Here is a 19,589-nt window from a genome sequence, read left to right as displayed (position 1 = left end):
TGTCCACAGGTTGGGGATTGCCGCAGGGGCGGCGGTGCTCCTGTGGCTTTCGGTGAGATGGCTGGTGGCGATGGGCCGGGAGCGGAGCGCGCGGCGGCGGATGGCGGCGGTGCTGGGGACGGAGCGGACGGCGGAGGAGGCATGGCGCTCGCGCTCACGGCTCCGGGCGGCGGGTGCCCTGCGGCGGTGGCTGCCGGCGGTGGGCGTGGCCGGGGCCGGGTGGGTACTGGTCGGCGGGCTCACCGGGCTCGCGGTCGGGCTGGCCGCGGCGGCCGGGATGTGGCAGTGGAGGCGGCGGACGGCGAGCCGTCCCCAAGCGGAGTCCGACGCGGCCGAAGCAGCCCGCCAGCTCCCGCTCGCGGCCGACCTGTTGGCTGCCTGCATCGCGGCCGGTGCCGGTCCGGTGATCGCCGCCCAGGCCGTCGGGGAGGCCCTGGGCGGCCCCATCGGGGACGCACTGGCCCGGGGGGCCGCTCAGGTCCGGCTCGGCGGACAGCCGTCCGACGCCTGGCGCGGACTCGCCTCGATACCGGGGGCCGCGGCCCTGGCACGGCTGCTGGAACGGGCCGGCGAGTCGGGCCTTCCCGCCGCCGGACCGGTCGCCCGGCTCGCGGCCGACGTCCGCGCCGACCGGGCGCGCACCGCGACGGCCCGGGCACGCCGGGCGGCCGTGCTGGTCACCGCGCCGGTGGGGCTGTGCTTCCTGCCCGCCTTCGTCGCGGTGGGCGTGCTGCCCGTGCTGATCGGCCTCGCGGGTGGAGCGCTGGGCGGAGGTGGTGGCTGACGGCACTGGCTGGACGGATGCAGGAGCAATGAGTCGACAACCAACAGACCAAGACCTTACGGGGGTTGAGATGTACGGAAAGGTGCGGGCACGGCTGCGTGCCCTGGCGCGCAGGGACGCGGGAATGGTGACGTCCGAGTACGCGATGGGGATCATCGCGGCGGTGGCGTTCGCGGTGTTGCTCTACGAGGTGGTGACGAGCGGCCAGGTCAAGACGGAGTTGCAGAACATCGTGAAGCGAGCGCTCAGTGCGCGGATGTGAACGGGCACGGGCACACCGAGCCGAACGGGGAGGCGCCGACGCGGGGTTCGTGACGGCGGAGGCCGCCGTGGTCCTGCCCGTGCTGGTGCTGGTGGTGACGACGCTGGTCTGGGTCCTGCTGGTCGTGCTCGCGCAGATCCAGTGCGTGGACGCGGCACGGGCAGGGGCCCGGGCCGCCGCCCGCCAGGACCCGGACGGCGCGGTCACCCGAGTGACCCGGGATGTGGCACCGCGCGGGGCGAAGGTCACGGTGACCCGCCGGGGAGACCACGTGCATGTGGTCGTCGTGGCCGACCCGCCGGGGCTGGGCGTCCTGCCCTTCCAACTGAGGGAGGAGGCCGTGGCGGAGGCGGAGGACACGGTCGGGACGCGCGCACAGCGGGGGATGGGGACATGAGGCGCCTCATTCCTGTCTTCCGCGGCCTTCGGCGGCTCATCGGTGGCGGGCGTGGCGGACGCCGTCCGTCGGACCGCGGTTCCGCCACCGTGTGGAGCGTCGGGGCGATCGCCCTGCTCTGCGTGGTGTTCGGCATCGGTCTGGCTCTGGGGCAGGCGGTGGTCGACCGGCACCGCGCCGCCGGGGCCGCCGACCTCGCGGCGCTGGCGGCGGCGGGCCACTGGGCCGAGGGCGGTGCCGCCGCCTGCACCCGGGCGGAGGAGGTGGCCCGGGCACAGGGCACCCGCCTCGTCCGGTGCGCGATCGTGGGCGACACCTCGGACGTCACGGCGGCGGCGGAAGGGGGTCCCTTCACCACGGAGGTGAGGGCGAGAGCGGGACCGGCGTCCCCGGTGGGCACCCCGGTGGGGCCGGCGGGGCTCGGGGAGCCCACGACGGGGTCGGTGGGGTCTGGAGGGCCCATGGCAGGCTCTCCGGCCGCCGCGGGGTCCAGGGAGAGGGCCTGAACCCCTGTGGGATCCGTAGCAGGGGCCTACAGCCCCCCACGGGATCCATGACACCGGCACCTTTCGCCGGCGTGGGCTAAGCCTCCGTCTCAGCCTCCGTCTCCGCCTCCGTCTCCGTCTCGGCATCCGCCTCCTTCTCCTCCGGGGCCGCCTTCAGCAGCACCGTCAGCAGACGTACGGCCCCCCTCTTGTGCAGCGGGTCGTTGCCGTTGCCGCACTTGGGGGACTGGATGCAGGACGGGCAGCCGGAGTCGCACTCGCAGGAGGCGATGGCCTCGCGGGTGGCGGAGAGCCAGGCGCGCGCGGTGTGGAAGGCGCGCTCGGCGAAGCCCGCGCCGCCCGGATGACCGTCGTAGACGAAGACCGTGGGCAGCAGCGTGTCGGGGTGCAGCGGGACGGACACGCCGCCGATGTCCCAGCGGTCGCAGGTCGCGAACAGGGGCAGCATGCCGATCGACGCGTGCTCCGCGGCGTGCAGGGCGCCACCGAGGATCTCCGGGTTGATCCGGGCCTCGTCGAGCTGGTCCTCGGTGACCGTCCACCACACCGCGCGGGTGCGCAGCGTACGAGGAGGGAGGTCGAGTTTCGTCTCGCCGAGCACTTCACCGGTGATGACACGTCTGCGCAGGAAGGAGACCACCTGGTTGGTGACCTCGACGGAGCCGTAGCACAGGCGGCCGTCGCCCCAGGGCACCTCGATGTCCGTCTCCAGGACGGAGATCGCCGTCGTGTCGCGGGCGACCGTCGTGTACGGCGGGGCGGCCTCCTCGACCAGGGCGACCGAGTCGTCCAGGTCGAGGGAGCGCACCAGGTACGTAAGGCCCTGGTGCAGATGGACCGCGCCCTCGTGCACCGTCGTGTGCGCCGCGCCCGCGTCGACCGTGCCGAGCAGCCGGCCGGTGCCGGCCTCGACGATCTGCACCGGCCGTCCGCCCTCGCCGCGGATGTCGGTGAGGTCGGCGGCCCGTTCCCGGCGGGTCCAGTGCCAGGCCTTCGTCCGGCGGCGCAGCAGCTTCGCGGCCTCCAGCTGCGGCAGCAGCTCCGCGCAGGCCGGGCCGAACAGTTCGGTGTCCTCCTCGGTGAGCGGCAGCTCGGCGGCGGCCGCGCACAGGTGCGGGGCGAGGACGTAGGGGTTGTCGGGGTCGAGGACCGTGGACTCGACCGGCTGGTCGAACAGGGCCTCGGGGTGGTGGACGAGGAAGGTGTCCAGCGGGTCGTCGCGGGCGACCAGCACCGCCAGGGCGCCCTGACCGGAGCGCCCCGCGCGGCCCGCCTGCTGCCACAGGGAGGCGCGGGTGCCCGGGTAGCCGGCGATCAGTACGGCGTCCAGGCCGGACACGTCCACGCCCAGTTCCAGGGCGGTCGTGGCGGCCAGGCCCAGGAGCTCGCCGGAGTGCAGGGCGCGTTCCAGGGCGCGGCGCTCCTCGGGCAGATAGCCGCCCCGGTAGGCCGCGACGCGCCGGGCCAGCGGCCGGTCGATCTCGGCCAGCCGCTCCTGGGCGATCACCGAGATCAGCTCGGCGCCGCGCCGGGACCGTACGAAGGCGACCGAGCGCACGCCCTGGAGGGTGAGGTCGGTCAGCAGGTCCGCCGTCTCGGCGGTGGCGGTACGCCGGACGGGCGCGCCCCGCTCGCCCCGCAGCTCGGTCAGCGGGGGCTCCCAGAGGGCGAACACCAGTTCACCGCGGGGTGAGGCGTCGTCGGCAACCTCCACCACGGGCACGCCGGTGAGGCGGCGGGCGGCCACCGCGGGCTCCGCGGCGGTCGCCGAGGCCAGCAGGAAGACCGGAGAGGCGCCGTAGCGCGCGCACAGCCGGCGCAGTCGGCGCAGGACCTGGGCGACATGGGAGCCGAAGACACCCCGGTAGGTGTGGCACTCGTCGACGACCACGTACTTCAGGGCCCGCAGGAAGGAGGACCAGCGCGGGTGGGAGGGCAGGATCCCGCGGTGCAGCATGTCGGGGTTGGTCAGGACGTGGTTGGCGTACTGGCGGATCCACTCGCGTTCCTCGGGCGGGGTGTCGCCGTCGTACACCGCGGGGCGCACGGCCTTGCCCAGCGGCCGGGCGAGTTCCTTCACCGCGCGGCACTGGTCGGCCGCGAGAGCCTTGGTGGGGGCCAGGTACAGGGCGGTGGCGCCGCGGCCGTTGGCCGCCTCGGAACCGTCCAGCAACGTCGAGAGCACCGGCACGAGGTAGGCCAGCGACTTGCCGGACGCGGTGCCCGTGGCGACGACGACGGAGTCGCCGTCCAGGGCGTGCCCCGCGACGCGCGCCTGGTGCGCCCACGGGTGTTCGATTCCGCACGCCTGGACCGCCGCGATCACCTCCGGCCGAATCCGGTCGGGCCAGACGGCATGGCGCCCCTCGCGCGGGGGCAAGTGCTCCGTATGAGTGATGCGCGCAGCCCGGCTCTGCCCCGCGGCGAGCCGGTCGAGAACCGCGCCCGGCGCCAGGCGGGTTGCGGGGGCAGCCGGGGATCGATCGGATCGGTGATTCTTGGCCATCGGCACCGAGTCTGTCACCGGCGTGCAGGACAATGGGACCAAGGCGTCGTGCACGCCTGCCGGTAAGTGATTGAATGCCATCGCGGCTGGCGAACCGTCCCGGGGGCTTCAAGCCGAGGTGTCCCGAGGGGCGACCGCTCGATAGCAAGGTGCTGGAGGATCCGTGGACCTGTCCCTGTCGACCCGTACCGTCGGCGATCGTACGGTCGTCGAGGTCGGTGGCGAAATCGACGTATATACCGCGCCCAAGCTGCGCGAGCAGCTGGTCGAGCTGGTGAACGACGGGAATTTCCACCTCGTCGTCGACATGGAGGGCGTGGACTTCCTCGACTCCACCGGGCTCGGCGTGCTGGTCGGAGGCCTGAAGCGAGTGCGTGCCCATGAGGGCTCGCTGCGCCTGGTGTGCAACCAGGAGCGCATTCTCAAGATCTTCCGCATCACCGGTCTCACCAAGGTGTTCCCGATCCACACCTCGGTCGACGAAGCGGTGGCGGCCACAGACTGACCGCCGGCCCCGGGCTGGTGACCGGGGCGGAAGAGTCCAAGCGGGGGCCGGGCTTTTCGGCGGCCCGGTCCTCCGACAGCACGCCCGTAGCTCCGAGGGGGATGCATGGCCACCGTCGAACTCCGCTTCAGCGCGCTGCCCGAGCACGTCAGGACCGCCCGTCTGGTGGCGGCAGCGGTGGCGCGCAGGGCCGGAGTGGACGAGGCCGTCCTCGACGAGGTCAGACTCGCCGTCGGCGAGGCCTGTTCCCGGGCTGTGGGGCTGCATCGCAACGGCGGGATCTCGGCACCGGTGAAGGTGATGCTGACCGAGGAGGAGAAGCAGTTCTCCATCGAGGTCGGCGACGAGGCCCGGCACGCGCCGTACCACGCCGGGGACGCCCCGGGCGCGGTGGACGAGGCGGAGGCCGAGGAGGACGAGATGGGCCTCGCGGTCATCAGCGGCCTCGTCGACGACGTGGAGGTCTCGGCAGGGGAGCAGGGCGGGCTCATCAAGATGACCTGGCCGACCACACCGCCGGTCGCGACGCTTCCCTGACGCACCTCCACCCATTCGGCGCAACACACGAGGGCCCTGCTCCGCAGGGCCCTTCTTGTTGCGCGACCGCTTCCACCAGGTACATTGAATTCGTGAATGAATTCACGACCGGTCGGCAGATCATTTGATCAAGCATTGATCGCGGGTCAATGGTTTTGAGCCATTACCTCTTTCGGGTTCCGTGGCGTGACGTCGATCATTTGCTGAAGAGCAGGTGAAGGGCAATTCGGTTTGCCGCGCTCTGTTTTGATCAGGTTCCGCTACCTACAATCCGTCCACATCTTGAGCTCAGCCCAAGCGTCAAGGAGGACGAATGGCGGGGCTTTCTACCCCTCATCAGTTGGGCCACCCGACAACCTTCGCAGCTGCAGTGTTGACCAACGACAATCGGATCATCGTGGCGGTCATCGCGGCCGTCGCGCTGGCCGCGCTCGTGGTCGCAGGCGTCCTGGTGCGCCAGGTGCTCGCTGCGGGCGAGGGCACCAGCAGCATGAAGAAGATCGCGGAAGCGGTCCAGGAAGGCGCGAACGCCTATCTGGGCCGCCAGTTGCGCACGCTCGGCGTATTCGCGGTGATCGTGTTCTTCCTGCTCATGCTGCTGCCCGCGGACGACTGGAATCAGCGCGCCGGACGATCGGTGTTCTTCCTGATCGGTGCCGCCTTCTCGGCGGCCACCGGCTATATCGGCATGTGGCTCGCCGTGCGCAGCAATGTACGTGTCGCCGCGGCGGCCCGGGAAGCGACCCCTTCGGAGGGTGAGCCGGAAAAGGATCTCACCGCTGTCTCGCACAAGGCCATGAAGATCGCTTTTCGCACCGGCGGCGTCGTCGGCATGTTCACAGTGGGGCTCGGCCTGCTCGGCGCCTCCTGTGTGGTGCTGGTGTACGCGGCCGACGCGCCGAAGGTGCTGGAGGGCTTCGGCCTCGGTGCCGCGCTGATCGCGATGTTCATGCGTGTGGGCGGCGGCATCTTCACCAAGGCCGCCGACGTCGGCGCCGACCTGGTCGGCAAGGTCGAGCAGGGCATTCCGGAGGACGATCCGCGCAATGCCGCGACCATCGCCGACAACGTGGGCGACAACGTCGGCGACTGCGCGGGCATGGCGGCCGACCTCTTCGAGTCGTACGCCGTCACGCTGGTCGCCGCGCTCATCCTCGGCAAGGCGGCCTTCGGCAACGACGGGCTCGCCTTCCCGCTGCTCGTGCCGGCCATCGGTGTGATCACCGCCATGATCGGGATCTTCGCGGTGGCGCCGCGCCGCGCCGACCGCAGCGGTATGAGCGCGATCAACCGCGGTTTCTTCATCTCCGCGGTGATCTCACTCGCCCTGGTCGCGGCCGCCGTCTTCATCTATCTGCCGTCGTCGTACGCGGGTCTCACCGGCGTCACCGACGCTGCGATCAGCGGCAAGGACGGCGACCCGCGGATCCTCGCCCTGGTCGCGGTGGCGATCGGCATCCTGCTGGCCGCCGTGATCCAGCAGCTGACCGGCTACTTCACCGAGACCAACCGCCGGCCGGTCAGAGACATCGGCAAGACCTCGCTCACCGGTCCGGCCACCGTCGTCCTCGCCGGTGTCTCCGTGGGCCTGGAGTCGGCCGTCTACACCGCCCTGCTGATCGGCCTCAGCGTGTACGGGGCCTTCCTGCTCGGCGGTACGTCGATCATGCTCGCGCTGTTCGCGGTGGCGCTGGCCGGCACCGGACTGCTCACCACGGTCGGCGTGATCGTCGCCATGGACACCTTCGGCCCGGTCTCCGACAACGCCCAGGGCATCGCCGAGATGTCCGGCGACGTCGAGGGCGCGGGCGCCCAGGTGCTCACCAACCTGGACGCGGTGGGCAACACCACCAAGGCCATCACCAAGGGCATCGCCATCGCCACCGCCGTCCTCGCGGCCTCGGCGCTCTTCGGGTCGTACCGGGACGCCATCACCACCGGCGCGCGTGACGTCGGGGAGAAACTGACCGGTTCGGGTGCGCCGATGACCCTGATCATGGACATCTCGCAGCCCAACAACCTGGTCGGCCTCATCGCCGGCGCGGCGGTCGTCTTCCTCTTCTCGGGGCTGGCGATCAACGCGGTGTCCCGGTCGGCGGGTTCGGTGGTGTTCGAGGTGCGCCGGCAGTTCCGCGAGAAGCCCGGGATCATGGACTTCAGCGAGAAGCCGGAGTACGGCAAGGTCGTCGACATCTGCACCAAGGACGCCCTGCGCGAGCTCGCCACACCCGGTCTGCTCGCCGTCATGGCGCCCATCTTCATCGGGTTCACGCTCGGTGTAGGTGCGCTCGGCTCCTATCTCGCGGGCGCGATCGGCGCGGGCACGCTGATGGCGGTGTTCCTCGCCAATTCCGGTGGCGCCTGGGACAACGCCAAGAAGCTGGTAGAGGACGGCAACCACGGCGGCAAGGGCAGCGAGGCCCATGCGGCCACGGTGATCGGGGACACGGTCGGCGATCCCTTCAAGGACACCGCCGGCCCCGCGATCAACCCGCTGCTGAAGGTGATGAACCTGGTGTCGCTGCTCATCGCGCCCGCGGTCATCAAGTTCTCCTACGGCAGCGACAAGAGTCTCGGCGTACGGATCGTGATCGCGGTCCTGTCGCTGGCCGTGATCATCGGTGCGGTCTACATCTCCAAGCGGCGCGGCATCGCCGTTGGCGACGACGACAACGCCGAACGGGTGTCCAAGTCAGCCGATCCCGCAGTGGTTTCGTAAGCGGTCTCATCCCGGGCCCAGCTCAGGAGACAGGCGGGCGGCGCGTACGACGCGTCGCCCGCCGCCGTGTGTGCGGATGCTCCCCGTGAGCCTTCTCTCGCTTGGTGCAAATGGCTGCAAGACAGCACACAAGGGGCGATCGACCCCCGAGTGCGGCCGACGCGGCGTGTATGTTCCGGGGCCGAGAGCCATGGAAGGGACCCATCCGGTGAACAAGAAGCTCGCGGCCGCACTGTCCGGCGGTGCGGTACTCGTACTGGCACTGACGGGCTGCACCAGCGGCACAGCCGACGACAAGAACGACGCGCTGAACACCTGGGCCAAGCAGGTGTGCGACGCGGTGCAGCCGCAGGCGAAGAAGATCGAGGCCGCCAACGCCGCCATCCAGAAGGAGACCTCGGACAACAGCGCGCCGGCCCAGGTCCAGAAGACCGACGCGCAGGCCTTCCAGGACATGGCCGATGCCTACAAGGCCATCGGCCAGGCCGTGAACAGCGCCGGCGCACCCGAGGTCGACAAGGGCCGGAAGAAGCAGCAGGACGCGGTCAAGGAGCTCAACGGCCTGTCGGCCTCGTACACCTCCCTGAAGCAGCAGGTGGACAAGCTCGACACCAAGGACCAGGCCAAGTTCGCGGACGGCCTCAAGGACATCGCCACCCGGCTGGACAAGCTGAGCCGGACCGGAAGCGACGCGCTGAAGAACCTCGAGGAGGGCGACGTCGGCAGGGCGATGGCGCAGCAGCCGAGCTGCAAGTCCGCCTCCGCCACCCCATCCACCTCGGCCTCGTCTCCGGCGACGAGCGGCTGACACACCAGACACACGCAGCCACACGCGCGCGTGCGCTGTCGGAGTGAGCCGACACAATGGGGGCGTGAGTGACACCAGCCTGCCCGCACTGCCCGCCTCCGACCGACCGGACGTCGCCGCCCGGCTCCGGGACGCCCTGCTCGGCGCCTCCTTCACCGCCGACGGACTGCTCGAACTGCTCGGCGCGCCCGCGTACGCGGCGCTGGCGCGCAGCGAGACCGTTCCCGCGCTCCGGGCCACGCGCGGCGACACGCCGCTGGAACTGCTGGTCCGGCTGTTCCTGCTCCAGCAGCCGGTGCCGTACGCGCGAGTGGCGGGCGTCCTGCCCGCCGAAGCGTGCCTGGAGACCGGCTGGCTGGTGCGCATCGGCACCGACGAGGTCGCCGCGACCGTGGATGTCCGGCCGTACGGCGGACTCGACGGCGAGGACTGGTTCATCGTGTCCGACCTGGGCTGCGCGGTCGGCGGCGCGGGCGGGATCGGCAGCCGCGACGAGGGCGTCGTCCTCGGTGTCGGCGGCGCCTCCACGACCCTGGCCGGCATCACGGTCCGCGCGCCGGTCGGCTCCGCGCTCGACCTCGGCACCGGCTCCGGCATCCAGGCGCTGCACGCCGGCCGGCACGCCACGCGCGTGACCGCCACCGACGTCAACCCGCGCGCGCTGCACATCACCGCCCTGACGCTGGCGCTGTCCGGCGCGCGGGCCGCCGATCTGCGCCAGGGCTCGCTGTTCGAGCCGGTCCGCGACGACGAGCGGTTCGACCTGATCGTGTCGAACCCGCCCTTCGTGATCTCCCCGGGCGCCCGGCTGACGTACCGCGACGGCGGGATGGGCGGGGACGATCTGTGCCGCACGCTCGTTCAGCAGGCGGGGGAGCGGCTGAACGAGGGCGGGTTCGCGCAGTTCCTCGCCAACTGGCAGCACGTCGAAGGGGAGGACTGGCAGGACAGGCTCAGGTCATGGGTGCCCCGCGGGTGCGACGCGTGGATCGTGCAGCGCGAGGTGCAGGACGTCACGCAGTACGCCGAACTGTGGCTGAGGGACGCGGGCGACCACCGCGGCGACGCCGCGGAGTACCAGGCACGGTACGACGCCTGGCTGGAGGAGTTCGAGGCGCGCAAGGTCAGGGCCGTGGGCTTCGGCTGGATCACACTGCGCAGGACGGGATCCGCGACGCCCTCGATCACCGTGGAGGAGTGGCCGCACCCGGTGGAACAGCCGCTCGGCGACACCGTCCGGGCGCACTTCGCCCGCGTCGACTATCTGCGGGGCCACGACGACGCGGCCCTGCTCGACGGTCACTTCCGGCTCGTGCGCGAGGTGGTCCAGGAGCAGGTCGGACTGCCCGGCGCCGAGGATCCCGAGCATGTCGTGCTGCGCCAGAACCGCGGGATGCGCCGGGCCATCACGGTGGACACGGTGGGCGCCGGCTTCGCCGGTGTCTGCGACGGCACGCTGAGCGCCGGCCGCATCCTGGACGCCATCGCCCAGCTGATGGGCGAGAACCCCCTCCTCCTGCGTGACCGCACACCGGCCCAGATCCGCCTGCTGGTGGAACAGGGTTTCATCGAGCCGGCGCAGGAATCGGCGGAGGAGCCTGCTCAGTGACCGGTGCAGTGGCCCGTTCACGCGACCGATGAGGCCTGTGCTCCTGGGGTGGCCTCCGGGCCTTCCGGGGCTGAGGGGGCGGGGGCGAGTTTCCGTCGTTTTCGGGGCCTGTGGGTCGTTTCGACGGGGCTCGGGCCAACGTTTTTGATCTTTGCCGGGGGTCGGGCGGGAAAACGCCGGAAAAAAGCGGAGAGCTTGATTCCCGTCACCTCGCAGCGGCGGTCGGAGCGCCGCCCCGGGCGTGGGCCGACTCGTGTTCACCGCAGGTTGGCGTCGTCGTCGCCCGCGGGTGGCAGCCTCCCGTACCGAGGCATCCGGGGATGGGAAAGGACGTACATGGAGAGCGGGCCGGCGATCTTCGCGGGAACGGTGTTCTCCCTGTTCGGAGCGGCTTTGCTGGGATGGACGGCGGTCCGGCTCCGGCACCGGGAACCCGTCGCCCTCGGTCTGGCCCGCACCGCGTCGGCGACCGTCGCGACCCTGGCCGCCGTGACCGCCCTGACCGCCGGCGTGTGGTGCTTCGGGCGGCTGTGACAGCCGCCGCACCCGTCCGGTCTCCGTAACTGAGAAATCACCTTCCGCATCAGCCCGAACGGCCTGGTGAGCACTCCGGGCGGCAGGAAGGGGGGTAGTCGGGTTACCGTTCGAGTGGCCGTTGCGGGCTTTTCCCGTTTGACACGGGGGCGGGATGTACCGTCACACTCCGCAGCGTCACCACCCCCCGACCCCCGGGAAATCAAGGCCTGGGGAGGCCCCAGCGTCGACCGGAGAGAAGAGCGAAGTTGTCCCCGACCAGCGAGACCGCACAGGGCGGCCGCCGACTCGTCATCGTCGAGTCGCCTGCCAAGGCGAAGACGATCAAGGGCTACCTCGGCCCCGGCTACACCGTCGAGGCGAGCGTCGGGCACATCCGCGACCTTCCCAACGGTGCCGCGGAGGTCCCCGAGAAGTACACCGGTGAGGTCCGCCGCCTCGGTGTGGACGTGGAACACGACTTCCAGCCGATCTATGTCGTCAACGCGGACAAGAGGGCCCAGGTCAAGAAGCTCAAGGATCTGCTGAAGGAATCCGACGAGCTCTTCCTCGCCACCGATGAGGACCGCGAGGGCGAGGCCATCGCCTGGCACCTTCAGGAGGTGCTCAAGCCGAAGATCCCGGTCAAGCGGATGGTCTTCCACGAGATCACCAAGGACGCCATCCGGGAGGCGGTCGCCAACCCGCGCCAGCTCAACCAGCGGCTGGTCGACGCCCAGGAGACCCGGCGCATCCTCGACCGCCTCTACGGCTACGAGGTCTCTCCCGTGCTGTGGAAGAAGGTCATGCCGCGGCTTTCGGCGGGCCGGGTCCAGTCCGTCGCGACGCGGCTCGTGGTCGAGCGGGAGCGCGAGCGCATGGCGTTCCGTTCCGCCGAGTACTGGGATCTGACCGGCACCTTCGCGACCGGCCGGGCAGGTGACCCGAGCGACCCGTCGGCACTGGTCGCCCGGCTGCAGACCGTCGACGGCAGGCGGGTCGCGCAGGGCCGCGACTTCGACTCCCTGGGCCGGCTCAGGACCCCGAGCACCCTCCACCTCGACGAGGCCGCCGCCCGCGCCCTGGCCGCGGCCCTGGAGAGCACCAGCTTCTCCGTCCGGTCGGTCGAGTCCAAGCCGTACCGCCGCTCGCCGTACGCCCCGTTCCGTACGACGACGCTCCAGCAGGAGGCCAGCCGCAAGCTCGGCTTCGGCGCGAAGGCGACCATGCAGATCGCGCAGAAGCTGTACGAGAACGGCTACATCACGTACATGCGTACGGACTCCACGACCCTGAGCGACACGGCGATCTCCGCCGCCCGCGCCCAGGTCACCCACCTGTACGGCGCCGACTACCTGCCGCCGCAGCCCCGTACGTACGCCGGGAAGGTCAAGAACGCGCAGGAGGCGCACGAGGCGATCCGTCCTTCGGGTGATCGTTTCCGCACGCCCGCCGAGACCGGCCTGACCGGCGACCAGTTCAAGCTCTACGAGCTGATCTGGAAGCGGACGGTCGCCTCCCAGATGAAGGACGCGACCGGGAACAGCGTGACCGTGAGGATCGGCGGCGCCGCGGCCGACGGCCGGGACGTCGAGTTCAGCGCGTCCGGCAAGACGATCACCTTCCACGGCTTCCTCAAGGCGTACGTCGAGGGCGCCGACGACCCCAACGCCGAGCTCGACGACCGCGAGCGCCGGCTGCCCCAGGTCGGCGAGGGCGACGCGCTCACGGCCAGGGAGATCACAGTCGACGGCCACGCCACCAAGCCCCCGGCCCGCTACACCGAGGCCAGCCTGGTCAAGGAGCTGGAAGAGCGCGAGATCGGCCGCCCGTCGACGTACGCGTCGATCATCGGCACGATCCTCGACCGCGGCTACGTCTTCAAGAAGGGCACGGCCCTGGTGCCGTCCTTCCTGTCCTTCGCCGTGGTCAATCTCCTGGAGAAGCACTTCGGGCGGCTCGTCGACTACGACTTCACCGCCAAGATGGAGGACGACCTCGACCGCATCGCGCGCGGTGAGGCGAAGGCCGTGCCGTGGCTGAAGCGCTTCTACTTCGGCGAGGGCACCGACAACGGCGGCGCCGCCGAGGCCGGCAACGGCGACGGGGATCACCTCGGCGGGCTCAAGGAGCTGGTGACCGACCTGGGCGCGATCGACGCGCGCGAGGTGTCGTCGTTCCCCGTGGGCAACGACATCGTGCTGCGGGTCGGGCGCTTCGGCCCGTACATCGAGCGCGGTGAGAAGGGGAGCGACACCCACCAGCGCGCCGACATCGCGGCCGACCTGGCCCCGGACGAGCTGTCCGTCGAGTTCGCCGAGGAACTGCTCGCCAGGCCGAGCGGCGACTTCGAGCTGGGCACCGACCCGGCCACCGGTCACACGATCGTCGCCAAGGACGGCCGCTACGGCCCCTACGTCACCGAGGTGCTCCCCGAGGGCACCCCGAAGACCGGCAAGAACGCGGTCAAGCCCCGTACGGCCTCGCTGTTCAAGTCGATGTCCGTGGACACCGTCACCCTGGACGACGCCCTGAAGCTCATGTCGCTGCCGCGCGTCGTCGGCACCGACGCCGACGGCCAGGAGATCACCGCGCAGAACGGCCGCTACGGCCCGTACCTGAAGAAGGGCACGGACTCGCGCTCGCTCCAGTCCGAGGACCAGATCTTCACGATCACGCTCGAGGAGGCGCAGGCGATCTACGCCCAGCCCAAGCAGCGGGGCCGCGCGGCCGCCAAGCCGCCGCTGAAGGAGCTCGGCGAGGACCCGGTCAGCGGCAAGCCGGTCGTGGTGAAGGACGGCCGCTTCGGCCCGTACGTCACCGACGGCGAGACCAACGCGACCCTGCGCTCCGGCGACAGCGTCGAGGCGATCACCCCGGAGCGCGGTTTCGAGCTCCTCGCGGAGAAGCGGGCGAAGGGCCCGGCCAAGAAGACCGCGAAGAAGGCCGCCGCCAAGAAGACGACGGCGAAGAAGACGGCGTCCACGGCCGCGAAGAAGACCGCGGCCAAGAAGACGACCACCGCCAAGAAGACGGCCGCCAAGAAGACCACCGCGAAGAAGACCACCGCGAAGGCGACGGCAGCCAAGGCGGCGGAGGACTGATCGCGCGGCGGATCCCTCACGGCTCCTTTGCGAAAGGCACGCCCCGGCATCACTTTGGTGTCGGGGCGTGCGCACCTCCGGACGGTCACTCCGTGCTGTCGGTGCGTCCCGATAGGCTGAACGCATGACGCGAGCCGAGCAGCCAACGGCCCACACCTCCGCACCCGACGACGCTCTCATGGCCGATTCCCGCGAGCGCGCCGTCCGCGCCCTGCTGCGCCGGCCGCAGTTGCGGCGGCTGTGGAGCGCCCAACTGGTGGGAGGTGTCGGGGACACCCTCGCGCTCCTGGTCCTGGTCGTCCTCGCCCTCCAGGCGGCGGTCGCCGCAGGCCCCTTCGGCGGCGGCTACCGGGGCGTGGCCTTCGCAGTGGCGACGGTCTTCGGAGCACGCATCCTGGCGACGCTGCTCTTCGGCGCGGTCCTCCTCGGCCCGCTCACCTCTCTCACCTCGCAGGAGGGACCGCTCGACCGGCGCTGGACCATGGTCGGCGCCGACGGTCTGCGCGCCGCCCTGCTGATCGTCGCGCCGCTGTGGATCGACTGGACGCCGAACGACGCCCTGCCCCTCCTCCTGGTCACCGTCTTCGTGACGGGGGTCGCCGAGCGTTTCTGGAGCGTGTGCAGGGAGAGCGCGGCCCCCGCGCTGCTGCCCGCCCCGCCCCCGGAGGGCGCCACGGTGCGCCCGCTGCCGGACCACATGGACGCCCTGCGCCGACTGTCGCTGCGGACCACCTTCCTGGCAGTCCCGCTGGGGGCCGCAGCCCTGGTCGCCGCCTCCCTGCTCAACAACCTCCTGGGCACCGGCGTGGCCTGGTTCGACCAGCACCAGGCGGCCCTCGGCGCGTACGTCGCGGCCGGCCTGTTCGCCGCGTCCCTGTCCGTGCTGACCCACCTGGAACTGCCCGGCACGCGCACCCCCCGCCCGCGCTCGCCGCTGGAGGGGCTGCGCCGCCCCAAGACGGGCACCGGTGTCGACAAGGGCCGCACGGGCGCCGTGCCGCTGCTCGTGCTCGCCTGCGCGTCCGTCGCCGGGGCGATCGCCGCCGCGGTCGCCGTCTGCGTGCTGCACGCCACGGACCTGCGCGGCGGCCCGGTGCTGTACGGGCTGGCGGTGCTCGCCCTGACCGGCGGGGTCGCCGTCGGCATCCGTACGGCGCCGAAGGCGCTGGTCTCCCTGTCGCGGCGGCGGCTGCTGGCCCTGACGACCGCCCTCACCGGTGTCGCCCTGCTCGCCGCCGGGCTGGTCCCCGACGTCACCACGGTCCTGCTGATCCTCGCGCTGGCCGGGGTGAGCGCGGGCGCCGCCGCCAACACCGGGCACACGCTGCTCGACCAGGAGGCCGAGGACTACCGCAAGCCGCGCATGACCGAGCACCTGCACGCGGTGGTACGGGTCTTCGTGGCGCTCGGTGCGGTGCTCGCCCCCGTGGTCGCCGCCGGGATCGGCCCGCACCGGCTGGAGGAAGGCCGGTTCGTGTTCGCGCACGGCGGCGCCGCGTTCACGCTGATGCTGGTCGGCGCGCTGCTGCTGCCGGTGGCCGCGCTGGTCCTCGCCAAGGTCGACGACCGCTCCGGCGTACCCCTGCGGCAGGACCTCGTCGATGCCCTGCGGGGCGGCGACGACCCGGTGACGGCCCCCGCGGAGTCCGGGTTCTTCATCGCCCTGGAGGGCGGCGACGGCGCCGGCAAGTCCACGCAGGCCGAGGCGCTCGCCGACTGGATCAGGTCCAAGGGCCACGAGGTCGTCCTCACCCGCGAGCCGGGCGCCACTCCCGTGGGCAAGCGCCTGCGCTCGATCCTGCTGGACGTGTCCTCGCAGGGCCTGTCCCACCGCGCGGAGGCGCTGCTGTACGCCGCCGACCGCGCGGAGCACGTCGACACGGTCGTACGGCCCGCGCTGAAGCGGGGCGCCGTGGTGATCACCGACCGGTACATCGACTCCTCCGTCGCCTACCAGGGCGCGGGCCGCGACCTGTCCCCGACGGAGATCGCGCGGATCTCCCGCTGGGCGACGAACGGGCTGGTGCCGCATCTGACGGTCCTGCTGGACGTTTCGCCGGAGACCGCCCGTGAACGGTTCACGGAGGCGCCCGACCGCCTGGAGTCGGAGCCGGCCGAGTTCCACGCGCGCGTGCGGTCCGGTTTCCTGGCGCTGGCCGCCGCCGACCCCGGCCGTTACCTCGTGGTGGACGCCGGGCAGGAGCCCGAGGCGGTGACCACGGTCGTCCGGCACCGGCTCGACCAGATGCTGCCGCTGTCCGAGGCCGAGCTGAAGGCGCAGGAGGAAGCGCGGAAGAAGGCCGAGGAGGAGGCGCGCCGCAAGGCCGAGGAAGAGGCCCGGCGCAGGGCCGAGGAGGAGCGCCTGGAGCGCGAGCGCCAGGAGCAGCTGGCGCGGCTGCGCGCCGAGGAGGAGGAGCGCAAGCGGCGCGAGCTGGAGGAGGCGCAGCGGCGCGAGGCCGAGCGGCAGGCCGAGGAGGCCCGGCAGCGCGCCGAGGAGGCCCGGCGCAAGGCCGAGGAGGAACAGGCCCGGCTGCTCGCGGAGGAGCGGGCACGGGCGGAGGCCGAGGCGCGCCGCAAGGCCGAGGAGGAGCAGCGGCGCCGGCAGGCCGAGGAGGAGGAGCGGCTGCGTGCCGAGGCTGAGGCGCGGCGGCTGGAGAAGCAGCGCAAGGCGGAGGAGGCCCTGCTGCGGGCCGAGGAGGCCCGGCGGGCGGCGGAGCAGGCCGCGGCCACCGCGCAGGCCGGTCCGCGCCGGTCCACGGAGCCCGCGGCCGCGGCGGTGCCGCCGGAGGCGGTGACCGTGCCGACGCCGGTGGTGACGCCGACGAACGCGTCGGGCGGACCCGCGGATGAGACGGCGGTGCTGCCGCCGGTGCGGGGCGAGCGGGGGAGCGACGAGTCTTCGGGCGATGGCTCGGGGCAGGACTCGGGCCGGGGCTCGGTCGGGACCTCCCGTGGGGAGGACTCCCGCGGGACGTCGCGCGGATCGGCGGAGTCGGGGCCGCGGACGGCGGGTGAGACCGAGTCCGAGGTGACCGCGGAGCTGCCGCAGCCCATGGTTCCGCCGGGGGCCGCGGACGAGACCGCCGTACTGCCGGCTTTCACGCCGGGGGCCGCGGACGAGACGGCGGTCCTGCCTCCGGTGCGCGGGGAGGACCCCACGGACCGGGTTCCGCCCGGCTTCTTCCGGGACGAGCGGGACGAGCGGTCGCCGGGCGCGTGGCCCGACCAGAGCGACGACCGTACGCGGGAGCTGCCCCAGGTCGACGCCGAGGCAGTTGCCCGGCGGCGGCCGCGGCCGGACTGGGCCGAGGAGACGCCGCTCGACGATCTGCCGACGCTGGCGGACGAGTTGCTGGGCCCGCGTGAGGACGGCCAGGGGTTCGACGACGGCGAGGGCGGCCGGGGACGGGGCCGGCGGCGCTGAGCCGCGGGACAGGGGCCGATGGGGTCGCCGGTGGGCCTGCCGGAGGTCGGATCGGGCCCCGCACCGGAGAGGGGTCGGGTCCCGGGACTGGCCGGGTCCGGAGGCGGGGCGGATCGGAGGCGGGCGGGTCCGGTGCGCGGGAGCTGCCGATTCGCGCGTCGGCATTCGGCGCCCCTCCCGTCTGTGTGCCGGACCGCTGCTCCCGTCAGCCCGGCAACGCAGAGACTGGACCCTGTGCCGAGCGGAGGGGCCTGGGGCCGGGTCCCGTGCCGGCAGGGGTGGCCGGGATTGGATCTCTGCGAGCAGGAGTGGCCGGGCCGGGTCCCGCCGTGTCGACCGGAGGGCTTGGGGCCGGGTCCCGTGCCGGCAGGAGTGGCCGGGATTGGATCTCTGCGAGCAAGAGTGGCCGGGCCGGGTCCCGCGCCGGCAGGGGTGGCCGGGCCGGCCTCCGTGTCGACCGGAGGGCTTGGGGCCGGACCCCGTCTCGGCCGGGGAGGCCGGGACCGGACCCGTGCCGAAAGGTGCCGCCCCGCACGCCGGAGGCGGTCGGCGTGGGGCGCACCGGAGACCCCCGCCGTGTTGTCAGTGGTGCGCCGCACAATGGATCTCGCATCATGAACCATGACGAAAGGGCGGCGTGACCCATGAGCGTGTGGGACGACCTCGTCGGGCAGGAGAAGGTCAGCGAGCAGCTGAGCGCCGCGGCCCGGGACGCCGACGCCCTGGTCACCGCGGCCGCCACGGGCGCGCCACCGCCGGAGGCGTCGAAGATGACGCACGCGTGGCTGTTCACGGGACCGCCCGGCGCGGGGATCACGCGGACGGCGCGGGCCTTCTCCGCCGCCCTCCAGTGCGTGAGCCCCGACCGCGCCCTCGGCGGCGCCCCCGGCTGCGGCTTCTGCGACGGCTGTCATACGGCGCTGGTCGGCACCCACGCCGACGTGAACACGGTCGCCGCCGTGGGCACGCAGATCCTCGCCGACGACATGCGGGACACCGTGCGCAAGTCGTTCACCGCCCCGGCGAACGGCCGCTGGCAGGTGATCCTCGTCGAGGACGCCGAGCGGCTGAACGAGAAGTCCGCCAATGCCGTGCTGAAGGCCGTCGAGGAGCCCGCCCCGCGCACGGTCTGGCTGCTGTGCGCCCCCTCGGTCGAGGACGTCCTGCCCACGATCCGCTCCCGCTGCCGCCACGTGAACCTGCGGACACCGTCGGTGGACGCCGTCGCCGACATGCTCGTGCGCCGGGAAGGCGTCGAACCCGCCGCCGCGGCCGCCGCGGCCCGTGCCACCCAGGGCCACATCGACCGGGCCCGCCGCCTGGCCACCGACCCGGCCGCACGCGAACGCCGGGCCGCCGTCCTGAAGCTCCCACTCCGCGTGGACGAGATAGGCGGCTGCCTCAGGGCGGCCCAGGAACTCGTCGACGCGGCGGCGGACGACGCCAAGGCGCTCGCGGAGGAGACGGACGCCAAGGAGGCCGAGGAACTGAAGGCGGCGCTGGGCGCGGCCCAGGGCGGCCGGCTGCCCCGTGGTACGGCGGGCGTGATGAAGGACCTGGAGGACAAGCAGAAGCGCCGCCGCACCCGCACCCAGCGCGACAGCCTCGACCTCGCCCTGACCGACCTCACCGGCCTCTATCGAGACGTCCTGGCTCTCCAGCTCGGCTCCCGCGTGGCCATCGCCAACGCGGACGTCGAGGACACCCTGGAGCGCCTCGCCCGCGGCGGCACGCCCGAGTCCACCCTGCGCCGCATAGAGGCGATCGCCGCCTGCCGCGACGCCCTCGACCGCAACGTGGCCCCGCTCCTGGCGGTGGAGGCGATGACTATGGCCCTGAGGGCGGGCTGACGAGGACACCGAGGACACCGGCGTCGACGGCCTCACTCGTACGAGGCACGTTCCGCACGTAACGC

The 19,589-nt window shown here is 72.3% G+C and carries 14 protein-coding genes; 13 read left to right on the top strand and 1 reads right to left on the bottom strand.

Annotated elements, in window-relative coordinates; all coding sequences use genetic code 11:
- The first annotated feature begins 34 nt into the window (after window positions 1–34).
- The 4 genes from ACFY4A_RS15535 to ACFY4A_RS15520 all read left to right on the top strand — a co-directional run bounded on the left by ACFY4A_RS15535 (window position 35) and on the right by ACFY4A_RS15520 (window position 1,949).
- Window positions 35–784, top strand: a complete 750-nt coding sequence (locus ACFY4A_RS15535; RefSeq protein ID WP_390829956.1) for a type II secretion system F family protein — start codon at window positions 35–37, stop codon at window positions 782–784.
- Between the two features lie 70 nt (window positions 785–854).
- Window positions 855–1,046 carry a DUF4244 domain-containing protein gene (locus ACFY4A_RS15530; RefSeq protein WP_141359645.1) on the top strand — a complete coding sequence of 64 codons (192 nt, stop codon included), beginning with the start codon at window positions 855–857 and terminating at the stop codon, window positions 1,044–1,046.
- On the top strand, window positions 1,033–1,443 hold the full coding sequence (locus ACFY4A_RS15525) for a TadE family type IV pilus minor pilin (RefSeq protein WP_390829955.1): 411 nt from the start codon (window positions 1,033–1,035) through the stop codon (window positions 1,441–1,443). Before ACFY4A_RS15530 ends, ACFY4A_RS15525 begins: the two co-directional genes overlap by 14 nt.
- A complete protein-coding gene (locus ACFY4A_RS15520) occupies window positions 1,440–1,949 on the top strand; it encodes an Rv3654c family TadE-like protein (protein ID WP_390829954.1) in 510 nt (169 codons plus the stop codon). Before ACFY4A_RS15525 ends, ACFY4A_RS15520 begins: the two co-directional genes overlap by 4 nt.
- Before the next feature lie 76 nt (window positions 1,950–2,025).
- Here the strand turns inward: ACFY4A_RS15520 and ACFY4A_RS15515 are convergent, their stop codons facing one another.
- A complete protein-coding gene (locus ACFY4A_RS15515) occupies window positions 2,026–4,536 on the bottom strand; it encodes a DEAD/DEAH box helicase (RefSeq protein WP_390829953.1) in 2,511 nt (836 codons plus the stop codon).
- 82 nt (window positions 4,537–4,618) lie between these two features.
- Here ACFY4A_RS15515 and bldG point away from each other — a divergent pair, with 82 nt between their 5' ends.
- The 9 genes from bldG to ACFY4A_RS15470 all read left to right on the top strand — a co-directional run bounded on the left by bldG (window position 4,619) and on the right by ACFY4A_RS15470 (window position 19,524).
- Complete coding sequence (bldG, locus tag ACFY4A_RS15510) at window positions 4,619–4,960, top strand: anti-sigma factor antagonist BldG (protein WP_009189842.1); 342 nt, start codon at window positions 4,619–4,621, stop codon at window positions 4,958–4,960.
- A 105-nt stretch (window positions 4,961–5,065) separates the two neighbouring features.
- Window positions 5,066–5,497: an ATP-binding protein gene (locus ACFY4A_RS15505; RefSeq protein ID WP_390829952.1), complete on the top strand. Its 432-nt coding sequence runs from the start codon at window positions 5,066–5,068 to the stop codon at window positions 5,495–5,497.
- 313 nt (window positions 5,498–5,810) lie between these two features.
- Entirely contained in the window at window positions 5,811–8,216 is a 2,406-nt protein-coding gene (locus ACFY4A_RS15500) for a sodium-translocating pyrophosphatase (protein WP_390829951.1), read from the top strand.
- Window positions 8,217–8,406: 190 nt separating this feature from the next.
- Window positions 8,407–9,024, top strand: coding sequence for a small secreted protein (locus tag ACFY4A_RS15495; protein WP_390829950.1), 618 nt, complete (start codon window positions 8,407–8,409; stop codon window positions 9,022–9,024).
- 64 nt (window positions 9,025–9,088) lie between these two features.
- On the top strand, window positions 9,089–10,633 hold the full coding sequence (locus ACFY4A_RS15490; RefSeq protein ID WP_390829949.1) for a methyltransferase: 1,545 nt from the start codon (window positions 9,089–9,091) through the stop codon (window positions 10,631–10,633).
- A 336-nt stretch (window positions 10,634–10,969) separates the two neighbouring features.
- Complete coding sequence (locus ACFY4A_RS15485; RefSeq protein WP_390829948.1) at window positions 10,970–11,167, top strand: hypothetical protein; 198 nt, start codon at window positions 10,970–10,972, stop codon at window positions 11,165–11,167.
- A 248-nt stretch (window positions 11,168–11,415) separates the two neighbouring features.
- Entirely contained in the window at window positions 11,416–14,250 is a 2,835-nt protein-coding gene (gene topA / locus ACFY4A_RS15480) for a type I DNA topoisomerase (RefSeq protein ID WP_390829947.1), read from the top strand.
- A 124-nt stretch (window positions 14,251–14,374) separates the two neighbouring features.
- A complete protein-coding gene (gene tmk, locus ACFY4A_RS15475) occupies window positions 14,375–17,674 on the top strand; it encodes a dTMP kinase (RefSeq protein ID WP_390829946.1) in 3,300 nt (1,099 codons plus the stop codon).
- A gap of 644 nt (window positions 17,675–18,318) precedes the next feature.
- A complete protein-coding gene (locus ACFY4A_RS15470) occupies window positions 18,319–19,524 on the top strand; it encodes a DNA polymerase III subunit delta' (RefSeq protein WP_390829945.1) in 1,206 nt (401 codons plus the stop codon).
- Window positions 19,525–19,589: the final 65 nt, after the last annotated feature.

This window comes from Streptomyces sp. NPDC001292 (assembly GCF_042896465.1).
Classification (GTDB): Bacteria; Actinomycetota; Actinomycetes; order Streptomycetales; family Streptomycetaceae; genus Streptomyces.
Note: the sequence above shows the minus strand (reverse complement) of the source record. Positions and strands in the feature narration are given on the sequence as shown.